The following is a 21,732-nucleotide window of genomic DNA, read 5'->3' as shown; positions in this document are numbered from 1 at the left end:
CTTGACCGCGGTACTTCCTTCGCCGTAGAAAGCAACCGTGAAGTCGCAATCAGAGGTCCCCGCGAGCCCCGTCCGGCGGGAGCGTTCCCGGGAGATCAAGCGGTCCGCGGTCATCTCCGCGGCCCGTCAGGCCCGGCTGCTCTCGCGATCACAACTGACCGAGCTGACCGGGCTGAGCCCTGCGACCCTCACACCGCTGGTCCGCGAGCTGATCGCCGAGGGCTACCTGATCGCCCGGGGCGCCGACTCCTCGCGGGCCGGTCGCCCCCGGGAGCGCCTGGAGTTCAACCCGCGGGCCGAGCTCGTCGCGGCGGTGGCGCTGCGGCCGCACCAGGCCAGCTGCGAGATCGCGGACAGCGACGGCACCGTCATCGCCCACGACGACGTCCCGCTCGGCCCGGACATCGTGGCCACCATCTGCGACGTCGTGCCGCGACTGGCCGGCGCCGGCCGTCCGGAGCTGCGTGGCGTCGCGGTCGCCGTGCCCGGTGTCACCGCCGACGGTGAGGTGCGGCTGGCGCCGTCGGTCGGCGTCGTCGAGACGCGCTCGATAGGCGACGGGATCCGCGCCCGCCTCGGGGTGTCCGTCGTCGTCGACAACGACGTCAACCTCATGGTCGCCGGCGAGCACGCGGCCGGCGCCGGCAGCGACGTCAGCGACCTCATGCTGCTGCACGTCACCGACGGCGTGGGCGCCGGTCTCATGCTCGACGGCCGGGTCCGCCGGGGCGCCTCCAGCGCGGCCGGCGAGGTCGGCTTCATGACGCTGGACCGCGACGCGCACACCCGCGACGGCGTCGGCGCGTTCGAGGCGCGCTGGTCCGAGACCGCCGTCGCCCGCCGGCTCGACGACGCGGGCATCGAGCGCGACGGCGTCCGTCCGGTCACCGCGCTCGTCACCGCCGCGGCCGGCGACGGGCCGGGCGCCGCCACCGCGCGCGAGTACCTCGACGAGGTGCTGGTGGCGTGGTCGCGGCTGATCATCTCGTGCGCGTGCGTCGTCGACCCCGGACGGGTGCTGCTCAGCGGCGCGGCCGCCGAGCTCGACGACGCCGCGACCGCGCGGCTGCAGGAGCTGGTCGACGCCGACGTGCCCGCACCGGTGGAGATCCGGCGCGGCGCGCTCGGCGACCGCGCCGCCCTGCACGGGGCCATCAGCTCCGCACTCACCGCGGCCGGACTGATGGCGGTACCGGCCATCTGACCTCACAGCGCGGCTCGGCCCGGCTCGGCGAGCGCGCCTGACTGCCCAGAACGTCACACACACCCAACGGAGGGACACCCATGCGACGCCCCATCATCATGCTCGGCGCGACCGTCGCGCTCGGCATGGTCCTCACCGCCTGCGGCGGCGACGACGGCGACACCACGTCCGACGGCGGCGGCTCGGAGTCGCGCAGCCTCACCATCTACAGCGCCCGCGACTCCAACATCACCGACTTCGTGATCGAGCGGTTCGAGGAGGAGTACCCCGAGTACGCGGGCAACGTCGAGGTGCTGAACCTCGGCGCCCAGGAGGTGCTCGAGCGGGTCCGGGCCGAGGCGTCCAACGCCCAGGCCGACGTGTGGTGGGGCGGCACCCAGCAGGGGCTGGACGCCGCCGCGGCCGAGGACCTGCTGGAGCCGATCGAGCCCGCCTTCGCCGCGGACATCGAGGACGGGCACAAGGACCCCGAGGGCCGCTGGTTCGGCGAGATCCTGCTGCCCGAGGTCATCATGTACAACAACGCCGCCCTCACCGAGGACGAGGCGCCGAAGGACTGGGACGACCTGCTCGACCCGAAGTGGAAGGACCAGATCCTCATCCGCGACGTCGCCGCGTCGGGCACCATGCGCTCGATCTACGCCGCGATGATCCTCAAGGAGTCTCCTGACGGGCAGGACCCGCAGCCGGGCTACGAGTGGCTGAAGCAGCTGGACGCGAACACCGCCGAGTACGCGGCCAACCCGGCCGACCTCTACCTGAAGATGTCGCGCGAGCAGGGCGTCCTCAGCGCCTGGAACCTGCAGGACATCCTGATCCAGGCCGAGCAGCAGAACATGCCCTTCGGCTACGTCATGCCCGCGTCCGGCGCGCCGGTGCTGGTCGACGGCGTCGCGGCGGTGGCCGGCGGCGACAGCGAGGCGGCCACGCAGTTCCTGGAGTTCCTGTTCGACGACGGCCTGCGCGGCGAGCTCGCCGCCGACTACTACCAGATCCCGACCGTCGAGATCTCCGAGCAGCCGGAGTGGCTGGCGAACCTCGGCCTGCAGCCGATGGACGTCGACTGGGCCACCATCGGCCAGAACGAGACGGACTGGATCAACTACTGGAACGAGAACATCAAGAACAAGGGCTGACCCGGCCCGGCGCACCGGTGGGCGTGCTCACGGCACGCCCACCGGTCGCCCGACGAAAGGTGAGACATGGTCGAGGTCCGGCTCGATGCGGTGAGCAAGGTGTTCGCCCGCTCCGGCGATCCCGCGGTCGACAAGGTCGACCTGGTCATCCGGGACGGTGAGTTCTTCACGCTGCTGGGGCCCAGTGGCTGCGGGAAGACGACGACGCTGCGGATGGTCGCGGGGTTCTACTTCCCCTCGTCGGGACGGATCTACTTCGGCTCCGACGACGTCACCCGGGCCGCGCCGAACAAGCGCGACACCGGCATGGTGTTCCAGAACTACGCCCTGTTCCCGCACCTCAGCGTGGCCCAGAACGTCGGGTACGGGCTGAAGACGCGCAAGGTGCGCGGCACCGAGGCGAAGCGGCGCATCGACGAGGCGCTCGAGCAGGTGCACCTGGCCGGCTACGGGTCGCGACGCATCGACCAGCTCTCCGGCGGGCAGCAGCAGCGGGTCGCGCTGGCGCGGGCGCTGGTGATCCGGCCGCGCACGCTGCTGCTGGACGAGCCGCTGTCCAACCTCGACGCCAAGCTGCGCGAGGAGACCAGGCTGGAGATCCGCCGCATCCAGCGCGAGGCCAACACGACCTCGCTCTACGTCACCCACGACCAGGCCGAGGCGATGGCCATGTCCGACCGCATCGCCGTCATGAACGGCGGCACGGTGCAGCAGGTCGGCACGCCGGAGGAGATCTACCGCCGCCCGGCCAACCGGTTCGTGGCCACGTTCATCGGCCGCAGCAACGTCTTGTCGCTGCCGGTCCTCGGCGCCGGGCCGGAGCACGTGGAGGTCGCGGGCCCCGACGGCGTCACCCTCCGGGCCGCAGCGCCGGAGGGTCACGGCCTGACCGAGACCGACCTGGCGCTGGTGTCGGTGCGTCCCGAGCACGTCCGCCTCACCGGCCCCGACGCTCCCGGCGCGCTGCACGCCACCGTCCTCGAGACGGAGTTCACCGGCATGTCGACGCACGTGTCGGCCGACCTCGGCGGCACGCCGCTGCACGTCGCCGCCGTCCAGCTCCCCGACGGCCTGGCGATCGGCGACACCGTCGGCGTCGTGCTGCCGCCGGAGCATCTGTGGGTGGTGCGGCCGTGAGTGTGCGGACCGAGCCGGACACCGTCACCGCGGACGAACCACCCGCGGCCGCGACGGCGAAGCGGCTGCGCAGCGGCGCCGTCACCGGATCGCGGTGGTTCCCGTACATCCTGGTGCTGCCGCTGGCGCTGGTGCTGTGGGGCTACATCGTCCAGCCGATGCTGGCGACGTTCTCCGAGAGTGTCGCCGAGAACGCCGGCGACAACTACTCGGGCTTCTTCAGCGCCGGCGGCGTCGCGCGCCAGTCGCTGATCAACTCCGTCCTCATCTCGGTGGCCAGCGTCGTGCTGTGCGGCGTGGTCGGGGTGGCGATGGCGTTCCTGCTGCGCCGCTTCCAGTTCCCCGGCCGCGGGCTGATCGAGGCGATCATCCTGGTGCCCGCCGCGCTGCCGCCGCTGATCGGCGCCATCTCCTTCCAGCTGCTGTACAGCGAGACCGGCATCCTGCCGCGGGCCCTGCAGCAGCTGTTCGGAACCGAGGAGCCGGTGCTGGCGGTCAGCGGGATCGCCGGCGTGCTGGTGGTCCACACGTTCACGATGTACCCGTTCTTCTACCTCGCCGCGTCGGCCGCCCTGCGCGGGCTGGACCCGTCCGTCGAGGAGGCCGCCTACAACCTGGGCGCGTCGCGGCTGCGGGTCTGGCGCACGGTGCTGCTGCCGATGCTGACGCCGGCCATGGTGTCCGGCGCGCTGCTGGTGTTCATGACGTCGCTGGCGTCGTACACCGCGCCGCTGCTGTTCGGCGTCGACCAGACGATGACGATGCAGATCTACATCAACCGCACCAACGGCGACATGCCGCTGGCGTCGACGTACGCGTCGGTGCTGGGTGTGGTGTCGATCCTGTTCCTGCTGGCCATGCGGTGGTACGAGGGCCGGCGCAGCTACCGGTCGCAGTCCAAGGGCGTCGCCAGCCACCGGCGTGAGGTCACCAACCCGGTCGGCCGCTGGCTGGCCATGGTCGGTTCGCTGGCCGGTGTCGCGGTGCTGCTCGCGCCCGTCGCGACCATCGCGCTCGTGGCGTTCTCGCGCGACGGCTCGTGGACGACGCAGGTCATCCCGTCGGAGTACACGACGGAGAACTTCAGCACGATCTTCAACGACCCCCGCGCCTTCGAGCCGATCCGGAACTCGGTGACGATCAGCGCCGTGGCGACGGCCGGCATCATCGTCGTCGGCGTGCTGATCGCGTACGCGGTGCGCCGGCTGCGCTTCGTCGGCCGGTCGCTGCTCGACATCGCCGTCATGCTCGCCTGGGCGCTGCCGGGCACCGTCGTCGCCATCAACCTGATCGCGGCGTTCAGCACCGGCAACGCGTTCAGCTTCGGGCAGGTGCTGGTGGCGACGTTCTGGATCATGCCGCTGGCCTACTTCGTGCGGTTCCTGCCGATGGTCTTCCGGTCGACGTCGGCCGCCCTCGCGCAGACCGACCCGGCCCTGGAGGAGGCGGCCCGCAACCTGGGCGCGTCGTGGCCGCGGGCGTTCCTGACGGTGACCGTGCGGCTGGTGCTGCCGGGCGTGGTGGCCGGCGCGCTGCTGGCGTTCGTGCACGGCGTGGGGGAGTTCGTGGCGTCGGTGCTGATCTACACGTCGCGCACCGAGCCGATCTCCGTCGCCATCAACAACAGCATGTACCGCTTCGAGATGGGCACGGCGGCCGCGTACGGCATGCTGCAGGTCGTGCTCATCTTCGTCGTCATGCTGGTCAGCGGGCGGCTCGAGAACGGCCGGACGTCGCGCTCGGCCAAGGAGGCGACGCAGTGGGCGGCCTGATCGACGCGACCCGGGTCACCGGCGCCGCCTGGCCGGACGTCGTCGCCGGCGCCGACCTCGCCGTCCTGCCGGTCGGTGCGTTCGAGTGGCACGGCCCGCACCTGCCGCTGGGCGCCGACCTGCTGCTCGCCGACGGGTTCGCGCGGGAGTGGGCCGAGGCGCCCGGCGCGCCGGGCGGCGTGCTCTACCCGTCCGTCGCGTACACGGCGGTGCCCGGGCAGACGCGACCGTGGCCCGGCACCATCGGCGTCCGGCCGGAGGTCGCGCTCTCCTACCTGAGCGACGTCCTCGAGGGCATCGTGGCGGCTGGGTTCCGCCGCGTGCTCGTCGTCAACGGGCACGACGCCAACATGTCGATCGTCCGGGCGGCGATGGAGTGGGTGTCGGGACGGCGCCGGTGCAGCCTGCTGCTGGCGAACTGGTTCCAGCTGATCACGCCGGAGGAGACCACCGAGCTGTTCGGACCGCTGACCTCGCGCGGCCACGGCGGCGCCTACGAGACCAGCGGCGTCCTCGGCTTCGCGCCGGACGCCGTCGACCTGGCGGCGGCCCGCGACCTGCCGCCACGGCCGAAGCTGCCCACCCCGAGCCCGTACGTGCTCATCGAGTCCCGGCCCACGCCGTGGGAGGGCTGGTCCGGGCACGTGTCGCTGGTGCGCGACGACTCCGGCCCGCGGGTCCGCGAGCTGGCCGCGCGGCGGCTGCGCGAGCTCGTCGACGCCTGGCTCGCCGCCCCGCTGCCCGACGCACCCACGTCCGACCCGCTACCCGAACCACGCACGACAGGAGAGGCCGATGGCTGACCAGGCCCTGACCGTCTACCAGGAGAACCACCTGAGCGTGGTGTTCGACCACCACGTGACCAGGCTCTACGGCCCGATGGTGGAGGCCAGCCGGGCCCACGTCGTCATGCTGGCCGACCAGGGCCTCATCCCGGCCGGGCGCGCCGCCACGCTGCTGCGCGGCCTCGAGGCGATGCGCGCCGACGACCCGGCCACGCTCACCTACGACGGATCGGTCGAGGACGTCTACTTCACCGTCGAGAAGCGGCTGGCCGCCGCGGCCGGCATCGACACCTCGGAGCTGGACGTCCAGCTGGCCCGCAGCCGCAACGACCTCGACCAGGGCGTGTTCCGGATGATCCTGCGCGAGCAGGTGGCCGCGGTGCAGGACGAGGTGCTGGCGACCGCGGGCGCGCTGCTCGACGCGGCGGACCGGTACGCCGACGTCGTCATCGTCGGGTACACGCACCGGAGACCGGCGCAGCCGACCACCGTCGGGCACGCGCTGGCCGGCTACGGCGAGGCGCTCACCGGGCACGCCCGCGCCTACGCGGAGCTGCTCGACGAGATCAACGTGTCGCCGCTCGGGTCGTGCGCCTTCGCCGGCACCGACCTCGACATCGACCCGGCGCGGGTCGCGGAGCTGCTCGGCTTCGACGGGCTGATCGTGAACTCCTACGAGGCCGTGGCCGGCGCCGACTACCTGATGCGCGTGGCCACGCTCAACGCCCAGGTGCTGGCCACCGGCGCCCGGTTCGTGCGCACGCTGATGGACTGGCTGAGCTGGCAGTGGATCACCACGCCGCCGGAGTTCACGCAGGGCAGCAGCATCATGCCGCAGAAGCGCAACCCGGTGGTCGTCGAGCACCTGGTCTCGATGGCCGGCGCGACCGCGGCCGACGCCGCCTCGGTGCTCAACAACGTCGGCGCGGCCTGGTGGGAGGACTCCAACAACGCGACCACCGACGTCCAGACCCGGCTGTGGGACAGCAACGACCGCGCGCGGCGGTTCTTCCGCCTGCTCGGCGGCCTGATCGCGCGGGTGGAGCCGCTGTCGACGCCGGACGCGGCGCAGATCGTCGCCACCGGCGCCACCACCACGGCGGCCAGCGACGCGCTGACGGCGTCCGGCGTCCCGTTCCGCGCCGCCCACTCGGTCGTGGGCCGGCTGGTGCGCGAGTCGCCGCCCGACCGGTGGACGACGGCGACGGTGCTCGAGGTGGCCGCGGAGCTCGGGCTGAGCGGCGTCACCGAGGACGCGGCCACGGAGCTCATCGCCGCCGCCAACGACCCCGCCCGGGTGCTGCGCCGCGAGCAGGCCGACGGCCCCGGCTCGGCGCAGGTCCGGCGGCAGGTAGCGCTGCTGCGGGCCCGCGTGGACGAGTCCGCCGCACACCTGACGGCGCTGCGGTCCCGGCTGGACGCCGCCGCGCGGACGCTCGACGACGTGGTGCGGGAGCGGACCGCCGCGTGAGCACTCTCTCGACCGGACAGATCCTGGGCATCGACTTCGGCGGCACCAAGATGGCGCTGGCGCTGGCCGAGCCCGACGGCACCATCGTGGAGCGGGTCCGGCTGCCCACCCACGCCGGAGACGGCGCCGAACGCGCGCTGGCCAGAGCGCTGGACGCGGCGGAGAAGCTGGTCTCGGAGTCCGGCCGCCCGCTCCTGGCGGCCGGGGTCGCCACCCCGGGCGTCGTCCGTCCCGACGGCATCGACCTCGCCCCGAACGTGCCGGGCTGGGGTGAGCTGCGGCTGGCCGACGCGCTGCGGGCGCGGCTCGGCGAGATGCCGGTGCCCGTGTGGAATGACGTGAACGCGGCCGCGCTGGCCGAGGCGCGGCACGGCCGGTTGGCCGACGCCGATCCGGGCCTGGTCCTCGGCCTGGGCACCGGGGTGGCGGCGGCGCTCGTCGTCGGTGGCCGGGTCCTGCCGGGCCACCACGGCGCGGCGGGGGAGATCGGCTACACCCTGGTCGGCTCCGGACCGCTGCACCCGGACGAGGAGCACCTGGAGGCATTCTTCGGCGGGCGGGTCCTGGACGACCTCGCGGCGGCGCACGGTCTGGACGGCGGGGCGGCCGAGCTCGTCGCCGACGCTCGCCCGGAGCTGAGCGACCTCGTCGACCGCCGCATCGACGCGCTGGCGCGGGCCGTCGTCGCGATGTCGTTGCTGCTCGACCCGGAGCGGGTGGTGCTGTTCGGCGGCCTGACCGCCAGCGCGCGGATCGTGTCACGACTGACCCAGCAGCTGCGCACCCACCTGGTGTTCGGGCCCGACGTCGTCGTGTCGCGCTTCGCCCAGGACGCGCCGCTGGTCGGCGCCGTCACCCTGGCCGGTGACGCCGTGGCGGCCGCCGTCAGCCCTTGACGGCGCCGCCCAGCCCGGCGCCGCGCAGGAACAGCCGCTGGAACACCAGGAAGATCGCGATCGGCAGCGCCATCGAGATCAGCAGCGCGGCCAGGAACACGTCCAGCTCGACGGTGTCGCGGATCAGCGGCAGCCGCACCGACAGCGGCTGCAGCGTCGGCTCCGGCAGCACGATCTGCGGCCAGAGGAAGTCCTTCCACGCGTTGAGGAAGGCGAAGATCGAGACGACGCCGAGGATCGGCCGCGACATCGGCAGCACCACCGACCACAGCATCCGCAGCGGGCCGGCGCCGTCCATTCGGGCCGCCTCGTAGACGTCGCGCGGCAGCCCGTCCATGAACCGCTTGACCAGCAGCACGTTGAACGCGTTGGCGCCGGCCGGCAGCCACACCGCCCAGTACGTGTTGAGCAGCGACGCGTTCACCACCGGCAGGTCGAGGACGGTCAGGAACAGCGGCACCAGCACCACGACGCCGGGGATGAACAGCGTGGCCAGCACAGCGGCGGACACCACCGGCGCGTACCGCGGGCGCAGCACCGCGAGCACGTAGCCGCCGGTCGTCGCGACCAGCAGCTGCACGAACCAGGAGCCCAGCGCCACCCACACGGTGTTGGCGAAGTAGTGGCTGATCTGCGCCTGGTTCCAGGCCGTCGACAGGTTCGCCCAGTCGATGCCGCTGGGCCAGAACGCCATCGGCGTGCGCAGCGTGTCCTGCGTGGTGCTCACCGACGCCCGGGCCAGCCAGAGGATCGGGCCGAGACTGGCCACGACCAGCAGCACCAGCACCAGCCCCTGGGCGACGCGCAGGCCCCAGCGGGTGCCCGTGCGGCCACGGTCGTAGCCGGAGAGGATGCCGCGCTCGCCGGTGTCGGCCGCGCCTCGCCGCGGGCGACGGGCGGTCCGCGCCGCCGGGGCGGCCGGGGCCGGCGCCGCGACCCGGACCTCGTCCTCGACGGTCTCGCTCATGTGGTGCTCCAGGACCGGGTGAGCCGGAAGTAGACGGCGGACAGCACCGCCAGGAACAGCGCCAGCAGCACCGACAGTGCCGTCGCGGCGCCGTAGTCACCGAACCGGAACGCGTAGTTGTAGATCTGCAGCAGCACGGTGACGGTGGCGTTCTGCGGGCCGCCGTTCGTCATCAGGTACGGCTCGGTGAACACCTGGAACGTGGCGATGACCTGCAGGATCAACGTGATCAGCAGCACGCCGCGCAGCTGCGGCAGCGTGACGTGCCAGATCTTGCGCCACAGCCCCGCGCCGTCGACCTCGGCCGCGTCGTACAGGTCGCCGCGGACTCCCGTCAGCGCGGCCAGGTAGATGAGCACCGTCGCCCCGGCGTTGGCCCACGTCGCCTGCAGCACCAGCGACGGCATCGCCGTCGACGCGTCCTGGATCCAGGCGAACGGACCCAGGCCGACCCAGCCCAGCATGGTGTTGAAGACGCCGGTCTGACTGGCGTCGTAGAAGAACCGCCAGAGCAGCACCGCCACCACGGGCGGCACCACGACCGGCAGGTACGCCAGCGCGCTGTAGACGCCCCGGCCGCGGCGCAGCTCGCTCATGACGACCGCCAGCAGCAGCGGCACCGGGTAGCCGAACAGCAGCGCCAGCCCGGTGAAGACGAAGGTGTTGCGCACCGACGTCCAGAACAGCGGGTCGTCGAGGACGTGCCGGAAGTTGTCCAGGCCCACCCACGCCGGGTCGGCGACCAGGTTGGTCTCCTGGAAGCTCATCACCACGGCGCGGCCGATGGGGAACCAGGCGAAGTAGCCGAACACCAGCAGCAACGGCAGCAGGAGCAGCAGCGTGCTCAGCCCGCCGCCGCGGACCCAGCGGACGGTCGCGCTCACCTCGGTCCTCCCATCGGCCGTGCCGTGCCTCAGCCGGCCTCGACCAGCGCGGCGACGTTGCCGTTCGCGGTCTCGAGCAGGGCGTCGATGTCGGCGTTCTCGTCGGTCAGCACGGCCTGCACGACGGCGTCCAGCTCGGCGTACAGGTCCTGGGCGCGCACCGGCGGCTCCGGCACCAGCGGCTGGTCCAGGATGTTCTCCTTGAACGGCATCATCTGCGCCAGCGGCACGTTCACGAGGTCGGCCACCCAGGCGTCGGACTCGGCCAGCTGCTCGGCCCCGAAGATCGGCAGGGCCGGCGTGCCCAGCGGCGCGTCGGTCGCGACCAGCGCCTCGGCGTCGGCCAGTGCGGCGTCCTGCTGGGTCAGCTTGCTCATGTAGAAGAAGTCGATCCACTTCACCGCGGCGGCGCGCTCGGCCTCGCTGGCGTCCGGCCGCACGCCGACGATCGTCCCGCCGCCCAGAACGCCGGCGTCGCCGCCCTCCAGCGGCAGCACCGTCAGCCCGTAGCCGGCCGGGTCGATGCCGTTCTCCGTCACCAGGCTGTTGTAGACGTCCGACCCGCCGATGTACATGCCCACCTGGCCGGCGGCGAACGCCTGGTTGATGGTGCCCCAGTCGAACAGGAAGTTGTCGCCCATGGCGTCGTCCTCCCAGCGCATCTGACGCAGCAGCTCCAGCGCCGCCTTGGTGCCGTCGTTGTCCAGCGTGGCGGTGACGTCGTCGCCGGAGCCGTCCTCCATGCGGCCGCCCAGCGCGTACGTGAGCGTCGTCAGGATCCAGCCGCCGGTGTTGTTCTGGCTCATCTGCGCGAACCCGGCCTGGCCGGTGGCCTCGGCGATGGCGTCGGCGTACTCCCGGACCTCGGCCCAGCTCGTCGGCGGCTGGTCCGGATCCAGGCCGGCCTGCTCGAACATGGCCCGGTTGTAGTGCAGGCCCATGCCGTACGCGGCGGTCGGGACGGCGAAGATGTTGCCGCTGTCGTCCTGGGCGACCTCGAGGACGCTGGGGTTGAACTCCGCGGCGTAGGGGAGCGCCTCCACCTCGGCGGTGATGTCGGCCAGCTGGCCGCGCTCGATCATCGCCTGGCCGTCGGTGAACGGGAACTCGAACGTCGTCGGGAGCGTGCCGCCCGCGAGCTGGGCCGCGAACGTCGTCACGTCCCACTCGTACTCGCTCGGCTCGATGGTGATGTCCGGGTTGGCCGCTTCGAACTCCTCGACGCGGGCGAGGAACGCCTCGCGGGTGGCCGACTCCGTCGCCGGCGGCAGGTTGCTCACGCTGATGGTGACCTGCTCGCCGCCGCCGTCGCCGCCCGGGCTGCCGCCGTCGGCCGCGGGCTCGTCGTCGGATCCGCAGGCCGCCACCAGGCTCAACGCCATCACGGCCGCGGCCGCGGCGCCCAGGTGTCTGCGTGTGCTGCTCATCTCGTGCTCCATCCGTTGTCGGTGGTCGTCAGGCGTAGCCAGACGGCGGCGTCGGAGCCGAGCCGGCCGTCGTCGAGGTCCGCGCTGGCGAGCAGGACCTCCTCGTGCTGGGGCAGGGCGACGGGGCCCGCCGACAGGTTGACGACGCACGCGACGTCCTCGCCGCGCCGGAACGCGAGCACGTCGGGCGGGGCGTCCAGCCAGGTCAGCGCGCCGTCGCCGAACGCGGGCTCGCCCTTGCGGATCCGCAGCGCGGCGCGGTACAAGCGCAGGGTCGAGGCGGGGTCGCGCTGCTGCGCCTCGACCGTCAGGTCCGCCCAGGTCGTGGGCTGCGGCAGCCAGGTGTCGCCGGTCGCGCCGAACCCGTACGGTGGCGCCGCACCGCTCCACGGGATCGGCACCCGGGAGCCGTCGCGGCCGGGGTCGACGCCGCCGGAGCGGAAGTGCATGGGGTCCTGGATGCGGTCGGGCGCGATGTCCTCGACCTCCGGCAGGCCCAGCTCCTCGCCCTGGTAGACATAGGCCGAGCCGGGCAGCGCGAGCATCAGCAGCGCCGCCGCCCGCGCCCGTCGCAGGCCCAGCGTCAGGTCCGACGCGGTGCCCGCGCGCTTCGTCTCGAACGCGAACGACGTGTCGGCCCGGCCGTAGCGCGTCACCGGGCGGGTGACGTCGTGGTTCGACAGCACCCAGGTGGCGGGCGCGTCCACCTGGTCGTGGAAGTGCAGGCTCCGCTCGATGCTGGCGCGCAGCCGGTCCGGCTCCCACGGGCAGACCAGGAAGTCGAAGTTGAAGACGGTGTGCAGCTCGCCCGGGCGCAGGTAGCGGGCCAGCCGCTCGAGGTCGGGCAGCCAGATCTCGCCGATCAGGGCCCGCGGCTCCGGATAGCCGTCGGCCAGCCGCCGCCAGCTGCGGTAGATGTCGTGCACCTCGTCGCGGTCGGTGTGCACGTGCTGGCCGGGCGCGTGGGCGGGGTCGACGTCGGGAAGGTCGGCGTGCTTGGCCAGCAGCCCGGCGGAGTCGATGCGCACGCCCGCGGCGCCGCGGTCGAACCAGAACCGCAGGACTTGCTCGTGCTCGTGCCAGACCAGCGGGTGCGTCCAGTTGAGGTCGGGCTGCTCCGGCGCGAACAGGTGCAGGTACCACTCGCCGGGCGTGCCGTCGGCGTTCTTCGTCCGGGTCCAGGCCGGGCCGCCGAAGATCGAGCTCCAGTCGTTCGGCGGCTCCGCTCCGCCCGGGCCACGTCCGGGCCGGAACCAGAACCGCTGCCGGGCCGGCGACCCGGGCGGGGCGTCGAGCGCGGCCTGGAACCAGGCGTGCTGGTCGGACACGTGGTTCGGGACGATGTCGACGATGGTGCGCAGGCCGACGTCCCTCGCCTCGGCGATGAGCCGCTCGGCCTGCTCGAGCGTCCCGTACGCCGGGTCGATGTCGCGGTAGTCGGCCACGTCGTAGCCGCCGTCCGCCATCGGCGACGGATACCACGGGCTGAACCACAGCGCGTCGACGCCGAGGTCGGCGAGGTAGCGCAGCCTCGCCCGGACGCCGGCGAGGTCGCCGGTGCCGTCACCGTTCCCGTCGGCGAAGCTGCGCACGTACACCTGATAGATGACGGCGCTGCGCCACCACGCGATTTCCATGGCGGTCACGGTAACGAGCGCGACATCGCCGCGCAATAGTTAGACAGAAAGTTGCAATAACTAGATCTGCGTCTGGTTGCGTGCCGGCGGTGGCGCCGTCGAGCCCCTGACCACCAGCTCCGGCTCGAAGAGCAGCTCGTCGGACTCGACCCGGTGCCCGCTGATCAGCCCGACCAGGAGGTCGACGGCGGCCTTGCCCATGGCCTCGATCGGCTGACGGACCGTCGTCAGCGGGGGTTCGGTGCAGTTCATCAGCGCGGAGTCGTCGTAGCCGACGACGGAGAGGTCGTGCGGGACGCGCAGACCGGCGCGCTTGGCGGCGCGGATGGCGCCGAGGGCCATGGGGTCGCTGGCGCAGATGAGGGCGGTGACGCCGCGGCGGAGCAGGCGGGCGGCGGCGGCCTGGCCGCCCTCCAGGGAGTGCATGGCGTTCTCGACGTGGTCGTCCGGGAGGCCGACGCCCGCCGCCGCCAGCCTGGTGTGCGCCGCGGCCAGCTTCCGCTGCGACGGCACGTGGTCCGGAGGCCCCAGGATCAGCCCGATCCGGGTGTGCCCCAGCGACAGCAGATGGCCCGCCGCCTGTTCCGTCGCCACCGCGTCGTCGCAGCTCACCCGCGGGAACGGCAGCTCGTCGATGCCCGCGTTGACCATCACGGTCGGGAGCTTGCGCTCGATCAGGCGGGCGTAGTGGTCGTGCGCGCCGTTGCGGCCGCTGTACAGCCCCCCGGCGAACAGCACGCCCGCCACCTGCTGCTGGAAGAGCAGTTCGATGTAGTCGGCCTCCGACACCCCGCCCACCGTCTGCGTGCACAGCACCGGCGTCAGGCCCTGCTGCGCCAGCGACCCGCCCACGACGTCGGCGAACGCGGGGAAGATGGGGTTCTGCAGCTCCGGCAGCACCAGCCCCACCAGCCGCGCCCGTTCGCCCCGCAGCTTCGTCGGCCGCTCGTACCCCAGCACGTCCAGCGCCGTCAGGACCGCCTCGCGGGTCGCCTCGGACACCCCCGGGCGCCCGTTCAGCACCCGGCTCACGGTCGCCTCGCTCACGCCGACCTTCGCGGCCACCTCAGTCAGTCGTCCAGCCATGGGCGAAAGCATACGACAGAATTGCGCAAGATCCTTGCAGCGGTTACCCGGCCGGCTCCCGCAGGTCCGGTGCGGGCACCCGCGCGGGCAGGCGCCAGGCCACGACCGCACCGGCCACGAGCCCGGCGGCGGCCAGCAGGGTGGCGACCAGGAACGGGTCGCGGGAGTGCAGGGCCGGCGCGAACCCGATCCCGACACAGATCGCGACCCCGGTCGCACCGCCCAGCTGGTCGGCCGCCCGCTGGATGCCCGAGGCGATCCCGGCGTCGTCCTCGGTGACGCCGCTGACCGCGACGTACTGCAGTCCCACGATGCCGAACCCCATCCCGGCCGCGATCAGGAGCATGGCCGGGATCATCGCCGTCCCTCCCGCTTCCAGGGCCGAGACGAGCGCGATCGCGGCCATCGCGGCCGCGGTGAAGCCGATGCCGGCCAGCACGCAGGCGCGTGCTCCCCAGCGGCCCAGCAGGCGGGGCACGAGGACGGAGAACGCGATCAGCGAGACGGCCAGCGGCAGCATCGTCAGACCCGCGACCAGTGGGCCGATGCCCAGCCGGTCCTGCAGATAGAAGGTGAACAGCAGGAACGACGTCGACAACCCCCCGCTCAGCAGCATCGTGGTCAGGTTGGCCGCCACCCGCGTGCGGTGGGCGAAGAAGCGCAGCGGCAGCAGCGGATCGCGTGAGCGTGCCTCGACCCGCACGAACCCGGCCCCTGCGGCCACCGCCCCGGTCAGCGCCCCCGCGATCACCCAGACGGATCCGGACCCACCGGCCTCGACCACGCCGAAGGTGAACAGCAGCGGGCACGCGGTCAGCAGCAGCGCGCCCGGCAGGTCCAGCGGCGCGGCGTCCCCGGCCACCGGCCGGTCACGGTCGACCAGGAAGACGGCCGCCAGCAGCACGACCACGATGAACGGGACCGCGATCAGGAAGATCCACCGCCACCCCAGGTGGGCGGTGATGATCCCGGACAGGACGAACCCGAGCACGAGACCGCAGCTGGCCACCGCCGCCCACACGCTCAGGGCCCGCGACCGCCGGGGACCCTCGGGGAACATCAGGACGATGGTGGCCATCGCGGCCGGCAGTGCGATGGCCTCGCCGGCGCCCTGCAGCAGCCGCGCGACCACCAGCAGGCCGAACGTCGGGGCCAGGCCAGCCAGCAGCGACGCGGCGCCGAACAGCCCGGTGCCGAGCAGCAGCATGCGCCGCCGTCCGAGCAGGTCGGCCAGCCGGCCGCCGAGCAGCAGCAGCCCGCCCCCGGTGACCGTGTACCCCACCACCACCCAGGTCAGGGCGTGACCGTCGACGCCGAAGCCGGCGCCGATGGCGGGCAGGGCGATGTTGACCACGGTCACGTCGACCGCGATGAAGAACTGCAGCATGGCCATCGCACACAGCACCAGCCATGCGCGTGCGGAGTCGATCCTTGGAAACATCAGCTGCTCCGTCGCTCAGAAAGGGCTCCGAGCAGCACAAACGTGCCGCTCCGGTCAGATCGCGAAGCGGCTGGACGTCCAGGAAGAGGTGTGAGCCGAACGCCCGCCGCTAGCGGGGCGCCCTGGTCACTGCGGCGCAAGCGGCCGCGGACGAAGCAGACATGCGGTGAACGGTAGCAGGGGACGGCCGGACGGACCGGGCGCCGGCCACCGCTGACGCCCGCGACCGCGGCGACCGGCCACCGTCACCGCACGGGGCGGGGCGTCTCCGTCACGTCAGCCGGTTCCCGCGCCACCAGCGCCGCCGGCGGCTCGGAGCGCCGGTAAAGGTCGCTGGGCCACCACATGAACCGCCCGATGTCGAGGTTGAGCGCCGTCACCAGGATCGACCGCACGATCAGCGTGTCCAGCAGCACGCCCAGCGCCACCGTGATCCCGATCTCCGCGAACGCCACCACCGGCAGCGTCGCCAGCACCGCGAACGTGCCCGCCAGCACCAGGCCGGCCGACGTGATCACGCCGCCAGTGGCGGCGAGGCCGATGAGGGCGCCGCGCCGGGTGCCGTGCTGGCGCGCCTCCTCGTGGACGCGGGTCATGAGGAAGATGTTGTAGTCGATCCCGAGCGCGACCAGGAAGACGAAGACGAACAGCGGGAAGGCGGTGTCGGCGCCGGCGAACCCCAGCACGTGCTCGAAGATCAGCGAGCTCAGCCCGAGCGCCGCCGCGAACGACAACACGACCGTCGCGATCAGGACCAGCGGGGCGACGAACGCGCGCAGCAGGATCATGAGGATGACGAGCACCGCGGCCAGCACCAGCGGCATGATCACGGCGCTGTCGCGGCTGGCCGCCTCCTGCGCGTCCAGGGCGATCGCGGTATTGCCGCCGACCAGTGCGTTCGCGTCGGGGACGGCGTGCACGCTGTCGCGGACCGCCTCGACGGTGTCCTGGGCGGCTGGGCTGTCCGGCGCCGCCTCGAGGGTGCCCTCCATGTAGGCGAGGTCGCCGAGCGGTACCGGCTCGGCCACCTCGGCGATGCCGTCGGTGTCCTCGAAGGCCTGACGCACGTCGTCGGCCGCCGGGGCGTCGGCGACCACGATCACCGGGCTGCCGGTGCCGGCGGGGAAGTGCCGGGCCAGCGCCTCCTCACCGGTGATGGACGCGGGCCGGTCGACGAACGCGTCCTTGTTCTCGATGACGCCGGTGTTGAGGCCGAGCAGCCCGAGTGCCAGCGCGCCGAGGGCCAGCGAGGTGCCGATCCACACAATGCGCGGCCGGCGCGCGATACCGCGCCCCATCTTCGCCCAGAACCCGCGCTCCGTCGGCTCGGCCGACCCGAACCGCGGCTTCAGGGGCCAGAACACCCACCGCCCGGTGATGACGAGCAGCGCCGGTAGCAGCGTCAGCATGGCCGCCAGCCCGATGATGACGCCGATCGCCAGTACGGGGCCCATGCCGCGGGTCGAGTTCATCTCCGCGGCCAGCAGGCACAGCATGCCGACGGCGACGGTGGCGGCGCTCGCGACGATGGCGGGACCGGCCCGGTGCAGCGCGAACGCCATGGCCGCGTGCCGGTCCTCGTGCCGGCGCAGCTCTTCGCGGTAGCGCGCGATGAGCAGCAGCGCGTAGTCGGTGCTGGCGCCGAACACCAGCACCAGCAGGATGCCGGCGGTCTGCCCGTTGACGGTGACGTCGGCGTACTCGGCCAGCAGGTAGACGACGGCCTGGGCCGCGGTCAGCGCGGTGAACGCCGAGAAGACCGGGATGAACCAGAGCACCGGGCTGCGGTACGAGAACAGCAGGATGACGATGACGACACCCATCGCCGCGTAGAGCAGCGTGCTGTCGATGCCCTCGAACGCGTCGGCGAAGTCGGCGGAGACGCCGGCCGGGCCGGCGACGTACGCGTTCAGTCCGTCGGGTGCGTCGCCGACGATGCCGTTCATCTCGTCGACGGCGTCGCCGAGCGCGAACCAGCCGCCGTCGCCGGGATCGATGGGGACGACGACCTGCAACGCCTCGCCGTCCTCGGACGGGATGGGCCCGACGATGTCGCCGCTGACGTGCTCGACGTCCGCGAACGCCTGGACGTCGGCGGCCGCCGTCGCCTGGTCGTCGGGCGTGATGCCGCCCGGCCGCTCGTAGACCACGATGGCGGGCAGTTCCTCGCCGGACTGGAAGGCGTCCTGCTGCACCTCGAACACCTGGGTCGACTCCGCCGAGCCGGGCAGCCACGACGCGGTGTCGTTCTCCTGCGCGCCGGTGAGCTTCGCCGACAGCGGGAACCCGACGCCCAGCACGATGAGCCAGAACACCAGGACGACCCACTTGGTACGGCGACCGCTGACCAGCGGTCCGAGCCGGCGTTGCGTCATGGCCATGGCCATCACTCCTCAGCCGGCGCGGCCGGCCCCCCATCGGAGTTCCAGACCCGCACGAGTCTAGGCGGGTATCGTCCGGCCAGACCCGTTGCGAACCGGATATTTTCGGGACGCATGATCGTATGGCTGAACGGGACGTTCGGGGCGGGCAAGACGACGACGGCGAAGGAGTTGACGGCGCTGCTCCCCGACGCCCGCATCCTCGACTCCGAGTACGTGGGCTACATGCTGCGCCACGTGCTCGGCTCCGTGCCCGTCGACGACTTCCAGGAATGGCCACCATGGCGCGGGCTGGTCGTCGAGACCGCCGCGCAGGTGCACGCCTACGTCGGGGGCACGCTGGTGGTGCCGCAGACGGTGCTGGTCGAGGCGTACTGGCAGGAGCTGCGGACGGGGCTGGAGAAGGCCGGCCTCCCGGTGCACCTCGTGCTCCTGCACGCCGACGACGACACGCTGCGGCGGCGCATCGACGGCGACACCGTCGAGGCCGGCGCCCGCCAGTGGCGGCTGGACCACCTGGCGCCGTATGCGGCGGCGCTGCCGTGGCTGCGGCCGGCCGCCGACACCGTCGTCGACACGGCCGGAGCCGAGCCGCACGCCGTGGCCGAGCGCGTCGCCGCCGCCGTCAGGGGGTGAGCTGCCAGCAGCCCTCGTAGCCGATGGGCGCGAACCCGACCGCCTCGTTGACGTCGAGCATGTGCCGGTTCTCTTCGGCGTTGAACGTGGTGACCAGCGTCGAGGACGGGCTCAGCTCGGCCAGCCGCTGCAGGTTGGCCACCTTGAGCAGCATGCCGAGCCGGCGGCCGCGATGCTCGGACAGGACCAGGGTGTCCTCCTGGGTGACCGGGCGGGAGCGGTCGGCCGGCAGGTAGAGCTCGTTGTAGCCGGCCAGCCGGCCGGTGGGCACGTGCTCGGCGGCGACGGTGAGTCGCTCGCGGCCGCTGCCGGCCAGCTGGCCGTCCCACCGCGCGAGGCGGGCGGCGTCCCACTGCTCGTCGGTGGTCTCGAGGCCGGCGCTGGGGATGTCGGTGCTCATGCGCGTCTTCAGCGTGACGAGGTCGTCGACGCGCTCGGGCGGGGTGGTGCCGGTCCAGGCGACGACGCGGTAGTCGTCGCCCGCGGCGGCCTGGGCGGCGCCCCGCTGTGCCGCGAGGACCGCGGGGTCGACCGGCAGCGGCAGTGCGCTGATGCGGGCCACCTGCTCGAGCCGGTAGCCGTGGCGCAGCAGGAACCGCACGCCGGGGTCGTCCGCCGACACCCAGCCGAAGCCGGTCGGCGAGTCGACGCGCTCGCCGGTCGCCGGCCGGGTGTGGATGGCCTCGGCCTGCAGTGTCGGGCGGGCGGAGGCCAGCGCGAGGGTGGTCAGGTGGTCGAGCAGAGCGGTGCCGATGCCGCGCCGGCGGTATTCCGGCAGCACCTCGACCGAGACCCACGACGCGCTCGCGCCCTCCTCGGTCTGCCACGACAGGATGGCCCGCCCGACGATGCGGCCGTCGACGCGGGCGACGAACAGCCGGTTCGGCTCGTCCTCCTGGACCAGGTAGACGGGCAGCAGCTCGCGAGCGGAGTAGTTCAGCACGTCGGTACCCATGATCTGGGTCTCGATCGCGTTGCGGACCTCGACCATCTCGGCGAAGTCGGCCGCGCCGGGCTCGTCCATCGAGGCCGGGATCTCCAGCTCGTCGATGACGACCGTGGTGTCGGTGCTCATGATCGGACGCTAGTCCGCCGAGGCCGGCCGGCGCACCGGGTTTTTCACCGAGCGAGGATCTGCGCGTACTCGCTGACCAGCAGGTAGCGCGCCGTGGCGTCCTCGGTGACGGACGGGTAGCGCGGCGACGGATCGAGGAACACGTTGTCGTCGACGTCGTCGTTCACGGCCGACACCTCGCCGGCCAGCAGGACGCCGCCGTCGGCCCAGAAGCGGTGGTAGACACCGGCCGGCACCTGCACGCTCTGCCCGGGCTCCAGCCGCAGCGGCGACCCGCCGCGCACCGCCCGCTCCAGCCCGTCGACCAGCGTGACGACCTCGCCGTCGCCGGACTCGGGGCGCAGCTCGACGACCAGCTCGGCGCCGCCGCGGTTGATGATGTCCTCGGTCTTGCGCCGGTGCAGGTGCATCGGCGTCTCCTGCCCGTCGCGCGCGACGAGGAACTTCTCCGCGTACGTCTGCCCGGCCCCGGCGTCGCGCTCGGCCAGGGTGCCGTTGCGCAGCGTGCACAGCACCAGGCCCACGCGGTCGAAGTCGCCGCGGCCGAAGTCGGTGACGTCCCAGCCCAGGCCGCGTTCCAGTGCGGGCCGCGCGCCCGGCGTCGGTGCGGCGGCGAGCCAGTCGGCCCGCGTCCAGGACGCGAAGGCGGGCAACGCGATGCCGGCCTCGGCCGCCCGCGTACGGGCGTCGTCGATGGCGGCGTCGATCCGGGACCTCTGCATGCGCGGCAGTCTAGGGACGCGGTCAGAGCCAGCCGCGGCGGGCCGCCGCCAGTCCGGCCTGGAACCGCGTCTCCGCGCCCAGCTCCTCCAGCAGCGCCGCGATCCGCCGCCGGGTCGTGCGGTAGCTCCAGTCGAGGTGGTTGGCGATCGCCTGGTCCTTCATCCCGCTGGCCAGCAGCGCGAGCAGCCGCCGGTCGTCCGGCCCAGGGGCCACGGCGTCCGGCTCGGCCGGCGCGGTGAGCGGGGTCGCGCGCTCCCACAACTCGTCGAACACGTACAGCAGGACGTCCAGCAGCGAACACGGGTGCACGACGATGGCGCCGGAGACGTCGCGCTGGTTCAGCGACTGCGGGACGAACGCCAGCTTGCGGTCGAACGTGGCCAGTTTCAGCGGGAGTCGCGAGGTGACCCGCGCCTGCTCACCCGCCTCGACATAGCCGAGGATCGCGTCGGTCGCGAGCGGCGAGCGCTCCAGCGCCGCGCGGTCGTAGATCGCCTTGCAGGTGACGCCGCGGGCCAGGATCTCGAACTCCAGGTCGTTGGAGCGGGGACCGCGCGGACCGGAGTACGGCGGGGTGTCGAGCACCTGGATCTCGCTGGTGGCCGACCGTTGCAGCTGGTCGAACCGGCGCAGCACGGCCTCGGAGCCGGTGACGATCTCGCAGAGCTCGTTGCGCTCCGCCTCGAGCCCGTCGCGGTAGTCGTCCATGAGCAGCGCCCCGAGCGTCCGGATGCGGCCCAGTTCCGCCTCCTTGTCGCGGACCAGCGCCTCCAGCCCGACGTCGGGAGCCGCCGGCAGGAACCGGGCGACGGACCCGGTGGAGCGGCTGACCAGGCCGGCGTGTTCCAGGACGGCCAGGGCCCGGCGCGCACGCGGCCGGGGGAGCTCGAGGGTCTCGGCCAGCTCGGTCGTCGTCGACCCGGGCAGCCGCAGCAGCGTCCGGTACACGCGCTCCTCGACCGAGCCGATGCCGAGCACGCCGAGCGCCACGGAGTCTGCATCGGCATCGGCATCGACCGGGAGGCCAGTTCTGTCCATGGCCATAGCTGGCCAGCCTACTGCCTGGACAGCTGG

Annotated in this window: 18 protein-coding genes; 8 read left to right on the top strand and 10 right to left on the bottom strand. The window is 72.7% G+C overall.

Annotated features, from left to right (window positions below; genetic code table 11):
* Window positions 1-37: 37 nt before the first annotated feature.
* The 7 genes from BLU82_RS18940 (at window position 38) to BLU82_RS18910 (ending at window position 8,401) form a co-directional block, all read left to right on the top strand.
* Window positions 38-1,204 (top strand): ROK family protein, encoded by a 1,167-nt coding sequence (locus BLU82_RS18940; protein ID WP_092622670.1) that lies wholly within the window; start codon window positions 38-40, stop codon window positions 1,202-1,204.
* A gap of 80 nt (window positions 1,205-1,284) precedes the next feature.
* Window positions 1,285-2,340 carry an extracellular solute-binding protein gene (locus tag BLU82_RS18935; RefSeq protein WP_092622669.1) on the top strand — a complete coding sequence of 352 codons (1,056 nt, stop codon included), beginning with the start codon at window positions 1,285-1,287 and terminating at the stop codon, window positions 2,338-2,340.
* A gap of 66 nt (window positions 2,341-2,406) precedes the next feature.
* Window positions 2,407-3,477, top strand: a complete 1,071-nt coding sequence (locus BLU82_RS18930) for an ABC transporter ATP-binding protein (RefSeq protein ID WP_092622668.1) — start codon at window positions 2,407-2,409, stop codon at window positions 3,475-3,477.
* Between the two features lie 2 nt (window positions 3,478-3,479).
* Window positions 3,480-5,249 carry an iron ABC transporter permease gene (locus BLU82_RS18925; RefSeq protein WP_092622667.1) on the top strand — a complete coding sequence of 590 codons (1,770 nt, stop codon included), beginning with the start codon at window positions 3,480-3,482 and terminating at the stop codon, window positions 5,247-5,249.
* Window positions 5,237-6,052 carry a creatininase family protein gene (locus tag BLU82_RS18920; RefSeq protein WP_092622666.1) on the top strand — a complete coding sequence of 272 codons (816 nt, stop codon included), beginning with the start codon at window positions 5,237-5,239 and terminating at the stop codon, window positions 6,050-6,052. The genes BLU82_RS18925 and BLU82_RS18920 overlap by 13 nt, the downstream gene beginning before the upstream one ends.
* Window positions 6,045-7,505, top strand: coding sequence for an argininosuccinate lyase (locus BLU82_RS18915; RefSeq protein ID WP_092622665.1), 1,461 nt, complete (start codon window positions 6,045-6,047; stop codon window positions 7,503-7,505). Before BLU82_RS18920 ends, BLU82_RS18915 begins: the two co-directional genes overlap by 8 nt.
* A complete protein-coding gene (locus BLU82_RS18910) occupies window positions 7,502-8,401 on the top strand; it encodes an ROK family protein (protein WP_197682322.1) in 900 nt (299 codons plus the stop codon). The genes BLU82_RS18915 and BLU82_RS18910 overlap by 4 nt, the downstream gene beginning before the upstream one ends.
* Here the strand turns inward: BLU82_RS18910 and BLU82_RS18905 are convergent.
* From BLU82_RS18905 to BLU82_RS18875, 7 genes are all read right to left on the bottom strand, one after another.
* The gene (locus BLU82_RS18905) at window positions 8,391-9,368 is read right to left on the bottom strand and encodes a carbohydrate ABC transporter permease (protein WP_092622664.1); all 978 of its coding nucleotides are present in this window, start codon (window positions 9,366-9,368) and stop codon (window positions 8,391-8,393) included. The two genes, BLU82_RS18910 and BLU82_RS18905, sit on opposite strands and share 11 nt — an antisense overlap.
* Entirely contained in the window at window positions 9,365-10,252 is an 888-nt protein-coding gene (locus BLU82_RS18900; RefSeq protein WP_092622663.1) for a carbohydrate ABC transporter permease, read from the bottom strand. Before BLU82_RS18900 ends, BLU82_RS18905 begins: the two co-directional genes overlap by 4 nt.
* Before the next feature lie 29 nt (window positions 10,253-10,281).
* Entirely contained in the window at window positions 10,282-11,679 is a 1,398-nt protein-coding gene (locus BLU82_RS18895; protein WP_197682321.1) for an ABC transporter substrate-binding protein, read from the bottom strand.
* Window positions 11,676-13,316, bottom strand: coding sequence for a glycoside hydrolase family 13 protein (locus tag BLU82_RS18890; protein ID WP_092622662.1), 1,641 nt, complete (start codon window positions 13,314-13,316; stop codon window positions 11,676-11,678). The genes BLU82_RS18895 and BLU82_RS18890 overlap by 4 nt, the downstream gene beginning before the upstream one ends.
* Window positions 13,317-13,376: 60 nt before the next feature.
* On the bottom strand, window positions 13,377-14,402 hold the full coding sequence (locus BLU82_RS18885) for a LacI family DNA-binding transcriptional regulator (protein ID WP_092622661.1): 1,026 nt from the start codon (window positions 14,400-14,402) through the stop codon (window positions 13,377-13,379).
* 43 nt (window positions 14,403-14,445) lie between these two features.
* Window positions 14,446-15,795, bottom strand: a complete 1,350-nt coding sequence (locus tag BLU82_RS18880) for an MFS transporter (protein ID WP_092622660.1) — start codon at window positions 15,793-15,795, stop codon at window positions 14,446-14,448.
* A 293-nt stretch (window positions 15,796-16,088) separates the two neighbouring features.
* Complete coding sequence (locus BLU82_RS18875) at window positions 16,089-18,218, bottom strand: MMPL family transporter (RefSeq protein WP_092626005.1); 2,130 nt, start codon at window positions 18,216-18,218, stop codon at window positions 16,089-16,091.
* A 120-nt stretch (window positions 18,219-18,338) separates the two neighbouring features.
* Here BLU82_RS18875 and BLU82_RS18870 point away from each other — a divergent pair, with 120 nt between their 5' ends.
* The gene (locus BLU82_RS18870) at window positions 18,339-18,860 is read left to right on the top strand and encodes an AAA family ATPase (RefSeq protein WP_092622659.1); all 522 of its coding nucleotides are present in this window, start codon (window positions 18,339-18,341) and stop codon (window positions 18,858-18,860) included.
* Here BLU82_RS18870 and BLU82_RS18865 read toward each other — a convergent pair.
* Genes BLU82_RS18865 through BLU82_RS18855 form a run of 3 tightly spaced genes read right to left on the bottom strand, consistent with a single transcriptional unit; the run spans window position 18,850 to window position 21,696 of the window.
* On the bottom strand, window positions 18,850-19,935 hold the full coding sequence (locus tag BLU82_RS18865) for a GNAT family N-acetyltransferase (protein ID WP_092622658.1): 1,086 nt from the start codon (window positions 19,933-19,935) through the stop codon (window positions 18,850-18,852). The two genes, BLU82_RS18870 and BLU82_RS18865, sit on opposite strands and share 11 nt — an antisense overlap.
* 44 nt (window positions 19,936-19,979) lie before the next feature.
* The gene (locus BLU82_RS18860; RefSeq protein WP_092622657.1) at window positions 19,980-20,657 is read right to left on the bottom strand and encodes a D-lyxose/D-mannose family sugar isomerase; all 678 of its coding nucleotides are present in this window, start codon (window positions 20,655-20,657) and stop codon (window positions 19,980-19,982) included.
* 22 nt (window positions 20,658-20,679) lie between these two features.
* Window positions 20,680-21,696, bottom strand: coding sequence for a helix-turn-helix domain-containing protein (locus BLU82_RS18855; protein WP_157741127.1), 1,017 nt, complete (start codon window positions 21,694-21,696; stop codon window positions 20,680-20,682).
* Window positions 21,697-21,732 lie beyond the last annotated feature (36 nt).

Origin of the sequence: Jiangella sp. DSM 45060 (assembly GCF_900105175.1) — a bacterium.
Taxonomy (GTDB): Bacteria; Actinomycetota; Actinomycetes; order Jiangellales; family Jiangellaceae; genus Jiangella.
This window is presented reverse-complemented; position numbering and strand designations above follow the sequence as displayed.